Annotated in this window: 13 protein-coding genes, 4 tRNA genes, 1 pseudogene and 1 riboswitch; of the genes and pseudogenes, 11 read left to right on the forward strand and 7 right to left on the reverse strand. The window is 73.9% G+C overall.

The genetic code is table 11. The annotated features are described in order from the left end of the window. A partial coding sequence (locus MLY01S_RS02140; RefSeq protein WP_067188871.1) for an acyltransferase family protein occupies window positions 1-1,768 on the forward strand: 1,768 nt, incomplete at its 5' end. Window positions 1,769-1,835: 67 nt separating this feature from the next. Here MLY01S_RS02140 and ybaK read toward each other — a convergent pair. The 3 genes from ybaK to MLY01S_RS02155 all read right to left on the reverse strand — a co-directional run bounded on the left by ybaK (window position 1,836) and on the right by MLY01S_RS02155 (window position 3,935). Beyond that, window positions 1,836-2,354, reverse strand: a complete 519-nt coding sequence (gene ybaK / locus MLY01S_RS02145) for a Cys-tRNA(Pro) deacylase (RefSeq protein WP_067188873.1) — start codon at window positions 2,352-2,354, stop codon at window positions 1,836-1,838. A gap of 2 nt (window positions 2,355-2,356) precedes the next feature. Continuing rightward, window positions 2,357-2,818 (reverse strand): SufE family protein, encoded by a 462-nt coding sequence (locus MLY01S_RS02150; protein ID WP_067188875.1) that lies wholly within the window; start codon window positions 2,816-2,818, stop codon window positions 2,357-2,359. Window positions 2,819-3,041: 223 nt separating this feature from the next. Further along, window positions 3,042-3,935, reverse strand: coding sequence for a sulfurtransferase (locus MLY01S_RS02155; protein ID WP_067188877.1), 894 nt, complete (start codon window positions 3,933-3,935; stop codon window positions 3,042-3,044). Window positions 3,936-4,168: 233 nt separating this feature from the next. Here MLY01S_RS02155 and zapE point away from each other — a divergent pair, with 233 nt between their 5' ends. Together zapE and MLY01S_RS02165 are read left to right on the forward strand one after the other, a co-directional pair. Continuing rightward, entirely contained in the window at window positions 4,169-5,236 is a 1,068-nt protein-coding gene (gene zapE, locus MLY01S_RS02160) for a cell division protein ZapE (RefSeq protein WP_067188879.1), read from the forward strand. Window positions 5,237-5,266: 30 nt separating this feature from the next. After that, window positions 5,267-6,256, forward strand: coding sequence for a hypothetical protein (locus MLY01S_RS02165; protein WP_067188881.1), 990 nt, complete (start codon window positions 5,267-5,269; stop codon window positions 6,254-6,256). A 52-nt stretch (window positions 6,257-6,308) separates the two neighbouring features. Here MLY01S_RS02165 and MLY01S_RS02170 read toward each other — a convergent pair. The 4 genes from MLY01S_RS02170 to MLY01S_RS02185 all read right to left on the reverse strand — a co-directional run bounded on the left by MLY01S_RS02170 (window position 6,309) and on the right by MLY01S_RS02185 (window position 6,707). Further along, window positions 6,309-6,385, reverse strand: a tRNA-Gly gene (locus tag MLY01S_RS02170). Between the two features lie 32 nt (window positions 6,386-6,417). Further along, a tRNA-Val gene (locus MLY01S_RS02175) sits at window positions 6,418-6,489 on the reverse strand. Window positions 6,490-6,543: 54 nt separating this feature from the next. Further along, window positions 6,544-6,614, reverse strand: a tRNA-Cys gene (locus MLY01S_RS02180). A gap of 19 nt (window positions 6,615-6,633) precedes the next feature. After that, a tRNA-Gly gene (locus tag MLY01S_RS02185) sits at window positions 6,634-6,707 on the reverse strand. 191 nt (window positions 6,708-6,898) lie between these two features. On the opposite strand from MLY01S_RS02185, the gene MLY01S_RS02190 reads away from it, so the two are divergent. The 8 genes and pseudogenes from MLY01S_RS02190 to ribH form a co-directional block, all read left to right on the forward strand. Beyond that, a complete protein-coding gene (locus MLY01S_RS02190; RefSeq protein ID WP_245232070.1) occupies window positions 6,899-7,876 on the forward strand; it encodes a cytochrome in 978 nt (325 codons plus the stop codon). Between the two features lie 420 nt (window positions 7,877-8,296). Continuing rightward, window positions 8,297-9,355: a methionyl-tRNA formyltransferase gene (locus MLY01S_RS02195; RefSeq protein ID WP_067188975.1), complete on the forward strand. Its 1,059-nt coding sequence runs from the start codon at window positions 8,297-8,299 to the stop codon at window positions 9,353-9,355. Further along, window positions 9,352-10,926 (forward strand): RsmB/NOP family class I SAM-dependent RNA methyltransferase, encoded by a 1,575-nt coding sequence (locus tag MLY01S_RS02200; RefSeq protein ID WP_067188883.1) that lies wholly within the window; start codon window positions 9,352-9,354, stop codon window positions 10,924-10,926. The genes MLY01S_RS02195 and MLY01S_RS02200 overlap by 4 nt, the downstream gene beginning before the upstream one ends. 52 nt (window positions 10,927-10,978) lie before the next feature. Beyond that, on the forward strand, window positions 10,979-11,668 hold the full coding sequence (rpe, locus tag MLY01S_RS02205; protein ID WP_067188886.1) for a ribulose-phosphate 3-epimerase: 690 nt from the start codon (window positions 10,979-10,981) through the stop codon (window positions 11,666-11,668). A 22-nt stretch (window positions 11,669-11,690) separates the two neighbouring features. Further along, window positions 11,691-11,840, forward strand: a riboswitch (FMN riboswitch). A gap of 117 nt (window positions 11,841-11,957) precedes the next feature. Beyond that, window positions 11,958-13,073, forward strand: coding sequence for a bifunctional diaminohydroxyphosphoribosylaminopyrimidine deaminase/5-amino-6-(5-phosphoribosylamino)uracil reductase RibD (ribD, locus tag MLY01S_RS02210; protein WP_067188888.1), 1,116 nt, complete (start codon window positions 11,958-11,960; stop codon window positions 13,071-13,073). A 4-nt stretch (window positions 13,074-13,077) separates the two neighbouring features. Further along, window positions 13,078-13,797 (forward strand): riboflavin synthase, encoded by a 720-nt coding sequence (locus MLY01S_RS02215; protein WP_067188890.1) that lies wholly within the window; start codon window positions 13,078-13,080, stop codon window positions 13,795-13,797. After that, window positions 13,794-15,143 carry a 3,4-dihydroxy-2-butanone-4-phosphate synthase gene (ribB, locus tag MLY01S_RS02220; RefSeq protein WP_082739529.1) on the forward strand — a complete coding sequence of 450 codons (1,350 nt, stop codon included), beginning with the start codon at window positions 13,794-13,796 and terminating at the stop codon, window positions 15,141-15,143. The genes MLY01S_RS02215 and ribB overlap by 4 nt, the downstream gene beginning before the upstream one ends. Further along, a pseudogene (ribH, locus tag MLY01S_RS02225) lies at window positions 15,140-15,601 on the forward strand (6,7-dimethyl-8-ribityllumazine synthase); the annotation flags it as partial. The gene ribB and the pseudogene ribH, both read left to right, overlap by 4 nt. Between the last annotated feature and the right edge of the window lie 50 nt (window positions 15,602-15,651).

The raw sequence follows: 15,651 nt of genomic DNA on the forward strand, positions 1-15,651 counted from the left end.
CGCTCGACAGGCCGCCCCCGCTGCCGGCGAGTCGGCCCTCGATCCCCGCGCCGTCGCCGCCCGGGTCCTCCTGGTCGCCGTCGTCGTGAGCGTCGTGTCCCTCGTGCACTCGGTGCTCTACACCCCGCAGAACCCGGGGGCAGCCTACTTCATCACCACCACGCGCGCCTGGGAGCTCGGCGTCGGCGCGGCACTGGCCGCGCTCGTCGTGCTCCTGCCCGCACTGCCCGCCCGGCTCCGTGTCGTGCTCGGCTGGACGGGTCTGGCCATGGTCCTGGCCGCCGTCGTCGTCTTCACGGAAGAGACCGTGTTCCCGGGCTACAAGGCCGCGGTCCCGGTCGTCGGCTCGGCCCTGATGATCCTGGCCGGCACCCATGCGGAGGGCGATCGCCACGGCGCCGGCGTCGGCACCCTGCTGTCCTCGCGGCCGGCACGGTGGGTCGGCGACCTCTCCTACTCGCTGTATCTCGTCCACTGGCCGGTGATCGCGATCGCCTCCTGGCGGTTCGCCGAGGGCCTTCCCCTGTGGCTGGGCCTGGTCCTGGCGGCTGCGTCGGTGCCCGTGGCCTGGCTGCTGCGCATCGCCGTCGAGAAGCCCTTCATGGGGGCGCATTCGGCCGCAGCGTCGCCCACCGCCGCCCAGACCCGGGCCGAGGCACGCCGTCGTCGACGCCGAGGCACCTTCCGCCCGCTGCTGGCCGGTGGCCTCGCCACCGCCGGCGTCTGCGCGCTCGCCCTGGCGCTCGCGTTCACCGCCGCCCAGCGCACCGCCCTGCCGGATACCGAGGGGGCGGTCGCCGGCGCCGGGGCCGCCGGCGCGGGCATCGCGACCGACGAGGACCCGGAGCCCGGACCCGCCGACGGGACGACGGCCGCCGGCTCGAATCGGGCGGAAGCCCTCGCCTCCGCCGAGGACGCCGAGGCCGAGGAGCCTGCCTCCCCGCCGGAGGGCTGGGACCCGATGGACGAGCTCGCCGGGCTCAGCGTCGATCAGATCGTCCCCGCACCGTCCTCGGGCTCCCGGGACGGCTCGCCGCTGCTGTATCGGGACTGCCAGGTCGAGGCCGCGGACGACACCGCCAAGCGCTGCGAGGACGGCGACCCGGACGCTGACACCACTGTCCTGCTGGTCGGTGACTCCCACGTCCACCACTGGTCTGAGGCGATCGTGGACGAGGCCCTCGAACGGGGATGGAACATGGTCTCCTACGTCAAGGGCGCCTGCCCGATCACCACGCACACCGTGGAACTGTCCGAGGAGAACGGCGGACCGCGCCCGTTCACCGAATGCACCTCCTGGAACGAGAAGGTGATCAAGGAGGTCGAGGCCGAGCAGGCGGACGTCATCATCACCTCGGCGAGCTTCTACCGTGACGCGGACGGTTCCTCCGCCGCCGACGGCATGGCGGAGGGATGGAAGAAGCTCGTCGCCCACGCGGACCACACCGTGGTGCTGGCGGACCCGCCGCATGCGAGCCGGCCCGTGCCGGAGTGCGTCGAACGCCACAGCGACGACATCGCGGCCTGCTCCTGGGACCGCGAGGAGGGCCTGGCGGACTCCGGCACCCCGGACATCCTCGCCGCTGCCGAGCAGGTGCCCGAGGTCGAGGTGATCGACCTCAACGACTTCATCTGCCCGGGTCCGGTCTGCGCGCCCGTGGTTGGCAATGCCCTGGTCTACATGGACTCCCATCACATGACGGCGACCTTCTCCCATTCGCTCGACGACGCGTTGTGGGAACGGCTCGACCGCGTCATCGCAGACTGACACCCCTCAGCAAAGAGAAGAAGCGTTCCACTGATAAATGGATCTGTATCAGTAGAACGCTTCTTCGCTAGGGTCCTCGTTCGATCGGCGCCACCGTCGCGTCCGCAACCCGCACGAGGTCAGCGGGCGCGATCTCGATGTCCAGCCCCCGCTGCCCGCCGGACACGAACACCGTGGCCCAGTTCAGGACGCTCTCGTCCACCAGCACCGGGCACCGCTGCCGCTGGCCGAACGGTGAGATCCCGCCGCGGACGTATCCGGTCCTGCGCTCGGCCTCCTCGCGGTCGGCCATCACGGCCTTCTTCGCCCCGAGGGCCTTCGCCGCGGCCCGCAAATCAAGCCGCCCGGACACCGGGACCACGCAGGCCGCCAGCGAACCATCCGGCACCTGCACCATCAGAGTCTTGAACACGCGGGCCGGCTCCACGCCCAGCGCCGTGGCCATCCGCTCGCCCACGCCCACGGCGTCCGCGGCGGTGTGTCCGTCGTCGATCTCCACGCGGTGCAGGGTGTGAACGGCATCCGCCCGGGTCAGTGCGGCGACGGCCGGCGTCGGCGCATCCCCGGCGTCCTTCCTGCGCGCCATCGTCAGCCTTCGGCCGTCAGGTCCCTCACGTTGCGCTTGATGCGGCCGAGCATCGCGGACATGCCGCGCAGGCGAAGCGGCGTCAGCGCCTGGGCCAGGCCGAGGCGATTCGGGATGTCGTCCGGTACGCCGAGGATCTCGGCGGCGGTCAGCCCATCGAGTCCCTGCGAGAGCACGGAGGCGAAGCCCCGCGTGGTCGGCGCCTCCGGGGGTGCGGTGATGAACAGGCGCATCACGGACTGTCCGCCGGCGGGCTCGCCCTCGATCTCCACGGCCAGGAAGAGCGGGGACTGGCACTCCACGACCTGCTCCATCTCCTCCTCATGCCCGTCGTAGCGGGCCGGCAGTTCCGGCAGCTCGTCGGAGAACTCGAGCAGCAGCTCCAGCTTCTCCGGGTCCGGGACCGCGGTGAAGTCGTCGACGATCTCGGCCAGGGCGGTGGGCAGCGCGGTGTTCTCGGTCATGGCTCACCATCCTAGGACCCCATGCCGCCGCCGGCAGGCCCAGAGAACGTCAGCGGAGGCGTCCTTCAGCCCTGGGCCACCGGTTCTCCATGCCGCAGACGGACGACGACGGCCGGTCACCTTCGTGCGGAAGGCGACCGGCCGCCGTCGGGAAGTCCCTGAGATCCCAGGCAGTGAGGCGGGGCAGGCGGACGCCGCTCCGGGCGAGTCCGCCGGGCGCAGGTCAGCGCTGCGGGGCCTGGCCGGGCTCGTCGCCCATGACGATCGGCACGCGCACGGCGTTGCCCCATTCGGTCCAGGAGCCGTCATAGTTGCGGACGTCCTCGTAGCCGAGCAGGTGCTTGAGCACGAACCAGGTGTGGGAGGAACGCTCGCCGATGCGGCAGTAGGCGATCACCTTGTCGGTCTCACCGAGTCCGGCCTCGTCGCGGTAGATCGCCTCGAGCTCGGCGCGGGACTTGAAGGTGCCGTCCTCGTTGGCGGCCTTCGCCCACGGCACGGAGGCGGCGGTCGGGATGTGGCCGCCGCGGAGGGTGCCCTCCTGCGGGTAGCCGTCCATGTGGGTGGTCTCGCCGGTGTACTCCTTGGGGGAGCGCACGTCGATCAGCGGGGTGGAGCCGAGGGCGGCCAACACGTCCTCGCGGGCGGCGCGATCGGTGGTGTCGTCGCGGTCGGTCACCGGGTAGTCGACCGGGGTGACGGACGGGACCTCGCGGGTGGTCTCGCGGCCCTCGGCGATCCACTTGTCGCGGCCGCCGTTCATCAGGCGGGTGTCCCTGTGGCCGTAGAGCGTGAAGACCCAGAGGGCGTAGGCGGCCCACCAGTTGGACTTGTCGCCGTAGAACACCACGGTGGTGTCCGGGCCGATGCCCTTGGAGCCGAGCAGCTCCGCGAAGGCCTCCGGACCGACGAAGTCGCGGGTCACCGGGTCGTTGAGCTCGGTGTGCCAGTCGATCTTCACGGCACCGGGGATGTGACCGGTGGAGTAGAGCAGGGTGTCCTCGTTGGACTCGAGGACCACGACGTCCTCGTCGCCGATGTGCTCGGCGACCCAGGCGGTGGAGACGAGCTTCTCAGGGTGGGCGTACTCGGCGAACTCGGTGGAGGTCTCAGCCATCAGGGGCACCTCTTCCTGTCGATGGGGTCTGGCCTGCGGGCCCTCTCCGGTGCCGTCCTCCGTGCGGAGACGCCGCGTTCGGCGGCCGGCGTCCGGGCCGGGCCCTCGGCCGTCAGATTACGCGAGGGCGGCGGGTCCTAATAGGCAGGCTGTCCTAAACCGTCATCGTCGGTGCAGGCGGCGGACGGTACAGTGAACCGGGACAACGCACGCCGAAGGAAAGGGAGTCCGCCGTGGCCCAGACCGTCCATCTGTCCGAGCGCTCCCCGCAGGTCTCGGCAGACGAACTGCTCGCCGGCTTCCAGCCGTCCTACCGCTTCGGTGAGGTGTCCTTCGACACCTACATCCCGGACCCGGCCCATCCGTCGCAGGCGGAGGCCGTGAACCGGCTGAAGGACTTCGCGGCCTCGATCGGTGGCGGGCGCGGCGGGCATGGCGGCTCCGGAGGCTTGTTCGGCGGCCTGTTCGGCGGGAAGAAGCGGGCGGCGGGGCCGGCCGGCATCTACCTGGACGGCGGCTTCGGCGTCGGCAAGACCCACCTGCTCGCCTCCACCTGGCACGCCGCCCCGGGCCCGAAGGCCTTCGGCACCTTCGTGGAGTACACCAACCTGGTCGGCGCCCTGTCCTTCCGCAAGGCCGTGGACGTGCTCAAGGAGTACACCCTGGTCTGCATCGACGAGTTCGAGCTGGACGACCCGGGCGACACCGTCCTCATGTCCCGCCTCATGCGCGAGCTGGCCGACGCCGGCGTCCGCCTCGTGGCGACCTCCAACACCCTGCCCGGCGCCCTCGGCGAAGGCCGGTTCGCCGCACAGGACTTCAAGCGCGAGATCCAGGTGCTCGCCGAGCAGTTCGAGGTGATCCGCGTGGACGGCGAGGACTACCGCCACCGCGGCCTCTCCGAGGCCCCCGCCCCGCTCGACGACGCCGAGGTCATGGACACCGTGGCGAAGAACTTCCCGGACGTCGGTGTGGTGGCCGAGGACGACTTCGCCGACCTCACCGCCATGCTCTCCCGCGTGCACCCCTCGCGCTACCGGGAGCTCGTCAAGGACGTGGACGTCATCGCCCTCCACAACGTGGAGACCATCACCGAGCAGGCCACCGCGCTGCGCTTCGTGGTGTTCGCGGACCGGCTCTATGACAAGGACGTCCCAGTGGTCGCCTCCGGCACCGCCTTCGACGAGCTGTTCACGCACGAGATGATGCACGGCGGATACATGAAGAAGTACTTCCGCACCGTCTCCCGCATGACCGCGCTCGTCCGCGAGGGCCAGCTCGGCATCGCCGAGGAGAAGTGACGCCGCGGTGACCGGCGCGGGGGACCGCCGATGAGCGGCTCCGTGCCCTCGCCCGGCGGCACCGACCCGGACGGCAGGCAGGCCCTGTCGGCCGTCGAGGCCGCCGTCCGCCGTGCCCTCCGCGTCCCCGGCGTCCGCGTGGACCGGGAGCGATTCCTCCTCAGGCAGGCCCGGGGCCTGCTTCCCGACGACGGCGCACGCCGCCGGGTCCTGACCGAGGGCCTGGCCGCCGTGCTCACCGAGCCCGAGATGCGCGCCCTGGGCCTGCGGCGGGTCCTGCAGCTGACCGCCTGGTCCTCGTCGGCCGCCGTGGTGTCCGCCCTGCCTGCAGGGCCGGTGGCGATGACCGCCGGCGCCGGCGCCGATGTGATGCAGCAGCTCGTCTTCGGCCTGCGCCTGTCCCAGGAGCTCGCCTATCTCTACGGGCACCGGCTCTCCGGCACCGACCACGAGGGCGCCCCGCCGACCGACGCGGAGCTCGAGCAGCTTCTCCTGCTCTTCGGCGGCCTGCTGGAGGTGGAGGGCGCCGCGGCCGCCGTCCGGCTCACCGGTCCGCGCCTGGAGCGCGACGGACGTCCCGTCGGCTACGGCGACGGCGACTGGGGTCGACGCAGCGGAGGCGAGTCGACCGGCGGAGGGCTCGACGCCGATGCCGGCATCGGTGCTGACGCCGGCTTCGGTGCTGACGCCGGCTTCGGTGCCCGGACGGGGGCTGGTGCCAGGGCAGGTGCCGCGGGCGCTGGGCTGCCGGCCGACCTGCTGGGCCGCAGCGTCATCGGACCGATCTGCCGACGGGTACTCGCCCGGTTCGCCTCCCGCATGCAGTCCGTGGTGCTGCGCCGCGGGGTACTGCGCGCTGTGCCGGTGCTCGGCGCGATCGGTGCCGGGGGAGCGGCCTTCTCCGCGCTCCAGGCCCAGGGGCGCATCCTCAACCACGAGCTGGCCGAGGGACTCGACTACACGCCGGACAAGGTGATGGACGATGTGGAGGCGCTGCGGCGGGCGCTGGGCGCCGGTTGACCGAGGACGTAAGAGGCCCTGCCGGCATCGCCGACAGGGCCTCGAAGATGAATGGAGCGGATGACGGGATTCGAACCCGCGACCTCCACCTTGGCAAGGTGGCGCTCTAGCCAACTGAGCTACATCCGCAGAACCGGTCGGCCACTGAAGACCACCGTCCGTGCGCGATACTGGGTTCGAACCAGTGACCTCTTCCGTGTCAAGGAAGCGCGCTACCACTGCGCCAATCGCGCTCATCAGCCTCACGACTGCTGAGTACAGTTCCTTCCATCTCTGGAGGAGCCGCGAGGTCGGGACGGGATTCGAACCCGCGTATACGGCTTTGCAGGCCGCTGCCTCGCCTCTCGGCCACCCGACCAGGGTTGAAAGGTCATGCGAGCGGATGACGGGATTCGAACCCGCGACCTCCACCTTGGCAAGGTGGCGCTCTAGCCAACTGAGCTACATCCGCATGGATCGACGCGGCGATCGTCTTCCTCATCGGAACCGCTCGCCGCGTTTTCCAACGAGAAAGAACTCTAGACCATGTCGTCGGCGGATGCCAAATCGGGGGCGGGCGCGCCCTGCAGGGCAGGAGGTGTCAGCCGTCTCACCTGTGGAGACCCGACGCCCCGTCCGGACCGCCTGCCAGAATGGTGGACCATGACCCAGCCACGCCTCGCCCACGCCACAGAGCGCGGGCGCATGTACTCGCGCAAGCTCGGCGGCCTGCCGGAGGTGCCGTCGATCACCACCGTCATCGGCCTGGAGAAGGCGGACCTGGACGGCTGGGTCGGTTGGATGGCCGCTGACGCCGCCACGAAGGACGCCCGGCTCGGACAGGCGCTGGGCTCCTCGGCACGGCTGCGCCAGATCGCTCGGCAGAACGCGGACGCCGCCGCCAAGTACCGTGACGCCGCCGCCGAGCGCGGCGACCGGGTCCACGACTACGCCGAGCAGGTCTCCCTCCGCGCCCTCGGCAGGCCGCACCGCATGGCCGAGTGCCGGCAGACCCTGATCCAGCACGGCGAGGGCGCCTACGCCGACCGCTTCGACGAGTGGTGGGACCTCTACGGCGTGCAGCCCGTGGCGGCCGAGGTGACGGTCTGGAACGACTCCGTTGGCTACGCGGGCACGCTGGACCTGGTGGCGCGCATCGGCGGGCGGCTGTGCCTGATCGACTTCAAGACCAAGACCACCGGACGCGACGGCCGGGTCAAGCCGCTCGACCCCAAGGTGGTCATGCAGCTCGTGGCCGGCCTGCAGGCCGAGGAGTCCCTCGTCGACGCCGAGGCCGGCACCTGGGAGCCCTGGGCCCACGGCGGCGCCGAGATGCTGCTGGGCGTCGCCGTCGGCGAGACCGAGGTGGCCGTCCACCAGGCCAACCCCGCCGTGCTCAAGCAGCACTGGCACAAGTTCTGGGCGCTCCGCCAGCTCTGGACCCACCAGGAGGCCGCCGCTGAGGCCGGCCCCGCCCTGCGCGAGATCGGCCCGCCGCCGGTGCAGCGTGCCGGTGCCGGCAACGGTGCCGATTCCGCAGCCCGCGGCAGCGGCGCACCGGTCGGCGGGGCGCCGTCCCGGGCCGGATCCCACGCCGCCACGGCTGCTCCGGCGGGAGCCGAGGGACCGTCAGCCCGATGACCAGCCTGCCGGTCCGCACCGGGTCGGACCCCGCCCCGGGGCCGAGGACGAGGAGGTGCCCGAGCCGGGCGACGGCCTGCCGGGCCCTATGCCGGGCGACGGACTGCCGGCCCCTATGCCGGGCGACGGCCTGCCGGACCCCGAGCCGGGCGACTGACTGCCGGCCCGGTGCCTCCACCGCGCGGTGGACCACCTGGATGGCATGCTGTCCGTGGGCCGTCTCGTCGCCTCCGTCCTCGGAAGGCGCCGACGTCCCACGGCCACCGCAGCATCCGTGTCCGCACCGCCCGTCGGTGCGCCACCGGCCAGACACCCCAGGAGACCATGACTGACCACGCCGCCCCGCCCGCCGCGCAGGCGACTGCGCAGACCACCGCCCAGCCGGCCGAGCCGGCGTCCGCCCAGGACGCGGGCGCACCGCTGCGTGTCCTCTACGCAGGCACGCCCGAGACCGCGGTGCCCGTGCTCGAGGCGCTCGTGGCCTCCCGCCACCGGGTCGTCGGCGTGCTGACCCGGCCGGACGCCCCGCTGGGCCGCAAGCGGGTGCTCACCCCGTCCCCGGTGGCCGCGGCCGCCGAGGCCCACGGCATCCCCACCGTCAAGGCCGACCGCCTCCGCGGGGAGGCCGGCGCCGAGGCCGCCGAGGCGATCCGTGCGCTGGGAGCGGACGTGGCCGTCGTCGTGGCCTACGGTGCGCTCGTGCCGGCCGAGCTGCTGGACGTGCCGAAGCACGGCTGGCTCAACCTGCACTTCTCCACGCTGCCCGCCTGGCGCGGCGCCGCCCCCGTGCAGCGCGCCATGATGGCCGGCGAGACCCGCATCGGCGCCGACGTGTTCCAGCTCGAGGAGGGCCTGGACACCGGTCCGGTCTTCGCCAGCATGCACCGGGACGTCGCACCCGGCCAGACCTCCGGTGACCTGCTCGCCGCGCTAGCCGTGGACGGGGGACCGCTGGTGGTCGAGGTGCTGGACGGACTGTCTGCCGGCACCGCCGTCGCCACGCCGCAGCAGGGCGAACCGACCCACGCCGAGAAGCTCTCCCACGCCGACGGGCTCGTCGACCCCGCCGGTGACGCGGACGCGGTGGGCGCGCTGGTCAACGGGGTCACCCCGGAGCCCGGTGCCTGGGGCTGGATGATCGCCGACCCCGCCGACGCCCCCACCCGCTTCAAGCTCGACGCCGTCCTGCCGCACGCCGAACAGACCCTGCCTGCCGAGGTGGCCGAGGCGTCCGCCGGAGACCTGCTCGTCGCCGCCCGGAAGGCGTGGCTGCGCACCGGCCCGGGTGCGCTCGAGCTCACCCGTGTCCAGCCGGCCGGCAAGAAGCTCATGGCCGCCGCCGACTGGGCCCGCGGCGCCAACGGCTCGCCCCGCCTGCTGGCCGGTCCCGAACTCGCCGCCCACACGGCTGGGCTGCAGGCCGCCCACGCGGCTCGGCTCGCCGCCCGCACCACCGCCGAAGGGAACACCCGCGCATGAGCGATCGACGACAGGGACACGGATCCGGCCGGGACGACCGGCGCGGCCGCGGGCGGGGCCGTCAGGACCGCCGCGACGCCCGGGGCCGTACCCGCAACCGCGGCCGCTCCGGCGCCGGGAAGCACTACTCGGCGGCGGCCCCGTCGCAGCGCACGCGACAGGCCGACCCGGCCCGCGCCGTGGCCTACGAGGTGGTCCGCGCCGTCCACCAGGACGACTCCTACGCCAACCTCGTGCTTCCGCAGCGCATCCGCGCCCGCCGCCTGGACCGCCGCGACGCCGGCTTCGCCACCGAGCTGACCTACGGCACCCTGCGCGGCATCGGCCTGTACGACGCGATCCTCGCCGAGTGCGTCGACCGTCCCCTGGAGGACCTGGACGCCCCGGTGCTGGACGCCCTGCGCCTCGGCGCCCACCAGCTGCTCGGCATGCGGGTGCCCGCCCACGCCGCGCTCGACGCGACCGTCGCCCTGGTGCGCGAGAGGATCGGCGCCGGCCCCTCCGGCTTCGTCAACGCCGTCCTGCGCCGCATCTCCGAGACGCCACGCGAGCAGTGGCTCGACCGGGTCGCCCCGGAGGACGGGTCCGAGAAGTCCCTGGGCATCCGTCACTCGCACCCGGCGTGGATCGTGCGCGGCCTGCGCCAGGCCCTCGTCAGTCACGGCGCCGACGCCGCCGAACTCACCGATCTGCTCGAGGCGGACAACGCCGCCCCCGTGGTCAACGTGGTCGCGCTGCCCGGCCTCGGGGACATCGGCCCGGTGCTCGCCGCCGGCGCCGAGCCCAGCCCCATCGCCCCCGACGCCGCCCTCCACGCCGGCGGCGACGCGGCCCGCCTGCCCGGCGTCCGCGACGGCGTCGTCCGCGTCCAGGACGTCGGCTCCCAGCTCACCGCCCGTGCTCTGGCCTCCGTCCCGCTCGGGGGACAGGCGCACGACGACGGCCCCGTCGCCTCGGGCGCGTCTGGCACCGAGCACTGGCTCGACCTCTGCGCCGGCCCCGGCGGCAAGGCCGCCCTGCTCGCCGCGCTGGCCGCCGAGCGGGGCGCCCACCTGCTCGCCAACGAGGTCGCCGACCACCGCGCCGACCTCGTCCGTGGGGCGCTCACCGCCGTGCCGCAGCGGGCCTGGACCGTCCGCGCCGGCGACGGCCGCCGGATCTCCGAGGCGCCCGAGGCCGCGCCCGGCTTCGACCGCATCCTCGTCGACGCCCCGTGCACCGGGCTCGGCGCCCTGCGCCGCCGCCCCGAGTCGCGCTGGCGCCGCACCCCGGCCGACCTCGCCGTCCTCACGGACCTGCAGGCCGAGCTGCTGGACGCCGCCGTCGGCGCGCTGGTCCCCGGCGGAGTCCTCGCCTACGTCACCTGCTCGCCGCACCCGGCCGAGACCGTGGTCCAGACCGAGGACCTGCTGCGCCGCCACCCGGAGCTCGAGCAGCTCGACGCGGCACAGGCGCTGCAGTCCGTGGCCGTGGGTGACCTCGGCCTGCCCGCGACGAAGACCGCCCAGCTGTGGCCCCACCGCCACGGCACCGACGCCATGTTCCTCGCCCTGGTGCGGAAGCCGGCCTGAGCCGGCCGGACCCACCCGGATACTCCGCCCGTCCCCACCACAGGAGCCCGCCATGACCGCGACGTCCCCGACCGTCCACCTGCACCCGTCGATCCTCTCGGCCGACTTCGCCCGCCTCGCCGACGAGCTCGCCCGGATCGGCACCGCCGACGCCGTCCACGTGGACGTCATGGACGGCCACTTCGTGCCGAACCTGACCCTGGGCCTGCCGGTGGTCGAGGCGATCGGCAAGGCGACCGACCTGCCGCTGGACCTGCACCTGATGATCGAGGACCCGGACCGCTGGGCCCCGGACTACGTGGACGCCGGCGCCGCCTCCGTGACCTTCCACGCCGAGGCCGCCAAGGCCCCGGTGCGCCTGGCCCGCGAGCTGCGCGCCCGCGGCGCAAAGGCCGCCATGGCGCTCAACCCCGGCACCGCCCTCGAACCCCACCTGGGCATGCTGGGGGAGCTGGACATGCTCCTGCTCATGACCGTCGAGCCCGGCTTCGGCGGCCAGCCGTTCCTGGACCTCGTGCTGCCGAAGATCCGTGCCGCCCGGAAGGCCGTCGACGACCTGGGCGGTCAGCTCGCCCTCCAGGTGGACGGCGGCGTCAACGCGGACACCATCCACCGCGCCGCCGAGGCCGGCGCCGACGTCTTCGTGGCGGGCTCCGCTGTCTACGGCGCGGACGACCCGGACGCGGCCATCCGCTTGCTGCGTGAGACGGCGGCCCACGCCTGCGCCCACGGCAGGGCGTGACGTGGCATACTTGATCCCAGCTAACGTGCTCCGGGGTCGGTGAAAGTCCGAACCGGCGGTGACAGTCCGCGACCCGCGAGCGTGAGCCAGGCGAGAGCCCCGGCCCACGCGGACGGTTGAGCCGGTGGAATTCCGGCACCGACAGTAAGAGTCTGGATGGGAGAAGCACGCAGCCGACGCCTCGGCAGAGGTCTCTTCGCAGCACCCTGCCCTGTCCGTCCCCACATGCCCCCGGAGCGCGCCTCCGGGTGAGGGCCACCCGGAGCGCCGAGCGCACGGGAGGACGCAGATGGAGCACCTCACGGACGAGGCCGCCATGGACCTCGCCGTCGCCGCCGCCCTCGAGGGCGTCCGGGGCGCCAATCCGCTCGTCGGCGCCGTCCTGACCGCTCCCGACGGACAGCTCCTCGCCGTCGGCCGCCACCGCGGCGCCGGCACCCTGCACGCCGAGGCCGACGCCCTCGCCGCCTGGGCCGCCCTGCGCGAGACCGACCCGCAGGCCGCTGCGGTCGACCCGGCCGCCTGCACCCTCCACGTCACCCTCGAACCCTGCGACCACACCGGGCGGACCGGACCCTGCACCGGCGCCGTCCGCGCCGCCGGCATCGGCCGCCTCGTCTACGCCGTCGCCGATCCGACCGGCACCTCCGGCGGGGGAGCACAGACCCTCCGGGCCGCCGGCCTCGACGTGTCGGGTCCGACCGGACACGCCGGATCCCTCGCCCTCACCGACCGCTGGCGTCGCGCCCGCGCCACGGGCCGTCCCTTCGTCACCGCGCACCTGGCGCAGTCCCTCGACGGCTGCGCCGCCGCCGCGGACGGCACCAGCCAGTGGATCACCTCGCCCGCCTCCCGCGCCCACGCCCACGCCGTGCGCGGTCGGGTGGACGCGATCGTCGTGGGCACCGGCACCGTGCTCGCGGACGACCCCCGGCTCACCGCCCGGGACGACGACGGCTCCCTCGCCTCCGTCCAGCCGGTCCCCGTGGTCATGGGGCACCGTCGGATCCCCGCGGGGGCCGCCCTGCGCGGCCACCCCGCCCTGGCGGCGGGGGAGGAGCCTCTGCACCTGCGCTCCCACGACCCCGCCGAGGTGCTCGCGGCGATCGCCGCCCACCCCGGCCCCTGGCCGCACGGCCGCGGCGGATGCGAGCACCTGCTGATCGAGGGCGGTCCCACCGTGCTGGCCGCCTGGATCGCCGCCGACCTCGTCGACGAGCTGCACGTCTACACCGCGCCGACGTTCCTCGGCGCCGGCCTGCCCGCCGTGTCCGGCCTGGCCGTGGACACCCTCGCCCACGCCGTGCGCTGGACCCCGGACTCCGCCGAGGGCGGCCCGGTCCGCCCGCTCGGCCCCGACACCTGGACCCATCTGCGGCCGGCGACGGCCGCAGGGAAGGAGTGACACCGTGTTCACCGGGATCATCACGCACATCGGCACCGTCCGGGAGCTGGTGCACCGTCCGGAGGCGGACGTCGCGACGATCGTCGTGGACGCCCCCGGCGTGCTCGACGGCCTGCCCGAGGGCGGCTCGCTGGCCGTCGACGGCGTCTGCCTCACCGCGCTCCACGACGCCGACGCCGAGCCCGGCGTCTTCCGCGCCGACCTGATGGGCCAGACCCTGCGCATGACCGCCCTCGGCGACCTCGCGCCCGGCTCCCGCGTCAACCTGGAGCGGTGCCTGCTGCCCCACCAGCACCTGGACGGCCACCTGGTCCAGGGCCACGTGGACGGCGTCGGCACGGTGCTCGAGGTCGCGGACGAGGGCGCCTGGCATCGGGTGCGCGTCGGCGTCCCCGCCCGTCTCGCCCGATACCTGCCCGCCCAGGGGGCCGTCGCCCTCCAGGGCGCGTCCCTGACGATCACCGCGGTGTCCTCCCCGGACGCCGCCGAGCACTGGTTCGAGGTCGGTCTCATCCCGGCCACCCTCGCCGCCACGACCTTCGACGGGCTCGAGGCCGGCCGCCGGCTCAACGTCGAGACCGACGTGATGGCCCGCTATGCCGAGCGCCTCGCCCAGATCCCCGCACCGCGGGACGCCACGGCACCGGCAGACCAGGAGGAGCCGCCAGACCAGGCGCAGCCGGCAGAACAGGCGAAGCCGGCACACGAGGAGGAGCGCGCATGAGCCACGGACAGGACCTGCAGCAGACCCTCGGTGTCGACCTCGTCCGCCTCGACCCCGTCGAGGAGGCGATCGCCGCGATCGCCGCGGGACGGGCCGTCGTCGTGGTGGACGACGAGGACCGGGAGAACGAGGGCGACCTGATCTTCGCCGCCTCCCGGGCCACCGCCGAGCTGACCGCCTTCACGATCCGTCACACCTCCGGCGTGCTGTGCACCCCGATGCCGGCGGCCTGGGCCGAGCGGCTCGCGCTGCCGCCGATGACCGACACCAACGAGGACCCCAAGGGCACCGCCTACACCGTGTCCGTGGACGCGGCGGCAGGCGTCACCACCGGCATCAGCGCCGCCGACCGCGCCCGCACCCTCCGCGTGCTGGCCCACCCCGGCTCCGCGGCCGGCGACCTCACCCGCCCCGGCCACGTCTTCCCGCTGCGCGCGGTGGACGGCGGCGTCCGCGAGCGGGCCGGCCACACCGAGGCCGGCGTGGAGCTCTGCCGCCTGGCGGGCCTCGCCCCGGTGGCGGCCATCGCCGAACTCACCCACGACGACGGCACCATGATGCGACTGCCCGCCCTCCGCGAGTTCGCGGACGAGCACGGCCTCGTCCTTGTCTCCATCGAGGACCTGGCCGACTTCCTCACCCGGATCGACGACGTGCCCGCCGAGGCCTGCCTGCCCACGGCCCGCGGGCCCCTGCGGATCGCCGTGCACCCGGACCCCGCCACCGGCGCCGAGCACGTGCTGCTCACCTCCCCGGACCTCGATCCGTCCGCCGGCCCCGTGACCGTCCGCGTGCACTCCGAGTGCCTCACCGGCGACGTCCTCGGCTCCCTGCGCTGCGACTGCGGCCCCCAGCTGCAGCGGTCGCTGGAGGCCACCGCCCGGCACGGCGGCGCCGTCCTCTACCTGCGCGGCCACGAGGGGCGCGGCATCGGCCTGGCCAACAAGGTCCGCGCCTACCGTCTGCAGGAGCAGGGACTCGACACCGTGGACGCCAACCTCGCCCTCGGGCTGCCCGCCGAGGGCCGCGACTTCCGCGCCGCGGCCCGGATCCTCGCCGACGCCGGGATCACCTGCGTCCGGCTGGTGACCAACAACCCGGTGAAGCTCACGGCGCTGCGCCGGGCGGGCATCGACGTCGTCGAGCGCGTCCCCGCCCCGGCACCGGAGAACGAGCACAACCGCGCCTACCTCGCCGCCAAGCGCGAGCGCATGGGCCACCTGCCGGCCCTCGGCGAGAGCGCCCCGGAGATCCCCGGCCGCCCCGCAGACCCGCTGACGCCGTCCCCCGCGGACGCCGCCGGCGCCATCACCCGTCCCTCCGAGACCGAGGAGCACCACGCATGAGCGGAGCAGGAGCCCCGACCTTCACCCACGACCGCGAGGCCGCCGCCGGCCTGCGGGTCGCCATCGTCGCCGCCCAGTGGCACGAGCAGATCATGGACGGCCTCGTCTCCGGCGCACAGGCCGCTGCCGCGGACTTCGGCCTCGAGGCGGACCTCGTCCGCGTCCCCGGCACCATCGAGCTCACCGTGGCCGCCGCCCGCCTGACCCGCACCCACGACGTCGTCGTGGTCCTGGGGGTCGTCGTCCGAGGGGACACCCCCCACTTCGACTACGTCTGCTCCGCCGTGACCCAGGGCGTCACCGAGGTCTCCGTCCGCACCGGCGTGCCGGTCGGTTTCGGCGTCCTCACCGTGGACACCGAGCAGCAGGCGATCGACCGGGCGGGCCTGCCCGGCTCCCGCGAGGACAAGGGCCGTGAGGCCCTCGAGGCCGCCGTGCTCACCGAGCTCGCCCTGCGAGCGGTCTCCGGCGCGGCCCCGGCCCCGCATGCCGGCGAGACCGCCCCCGG

The sequence above is a fragment of the Micrococcus lylae NBRC 15355 genome (genome assembly GCF_001570885.1).
Lineage (GTDB): Bacteria > Actinomycetota > Actinomycetes > Actinomycetales > Micrococcaceae > Micrococcus > Micrococcus lylae.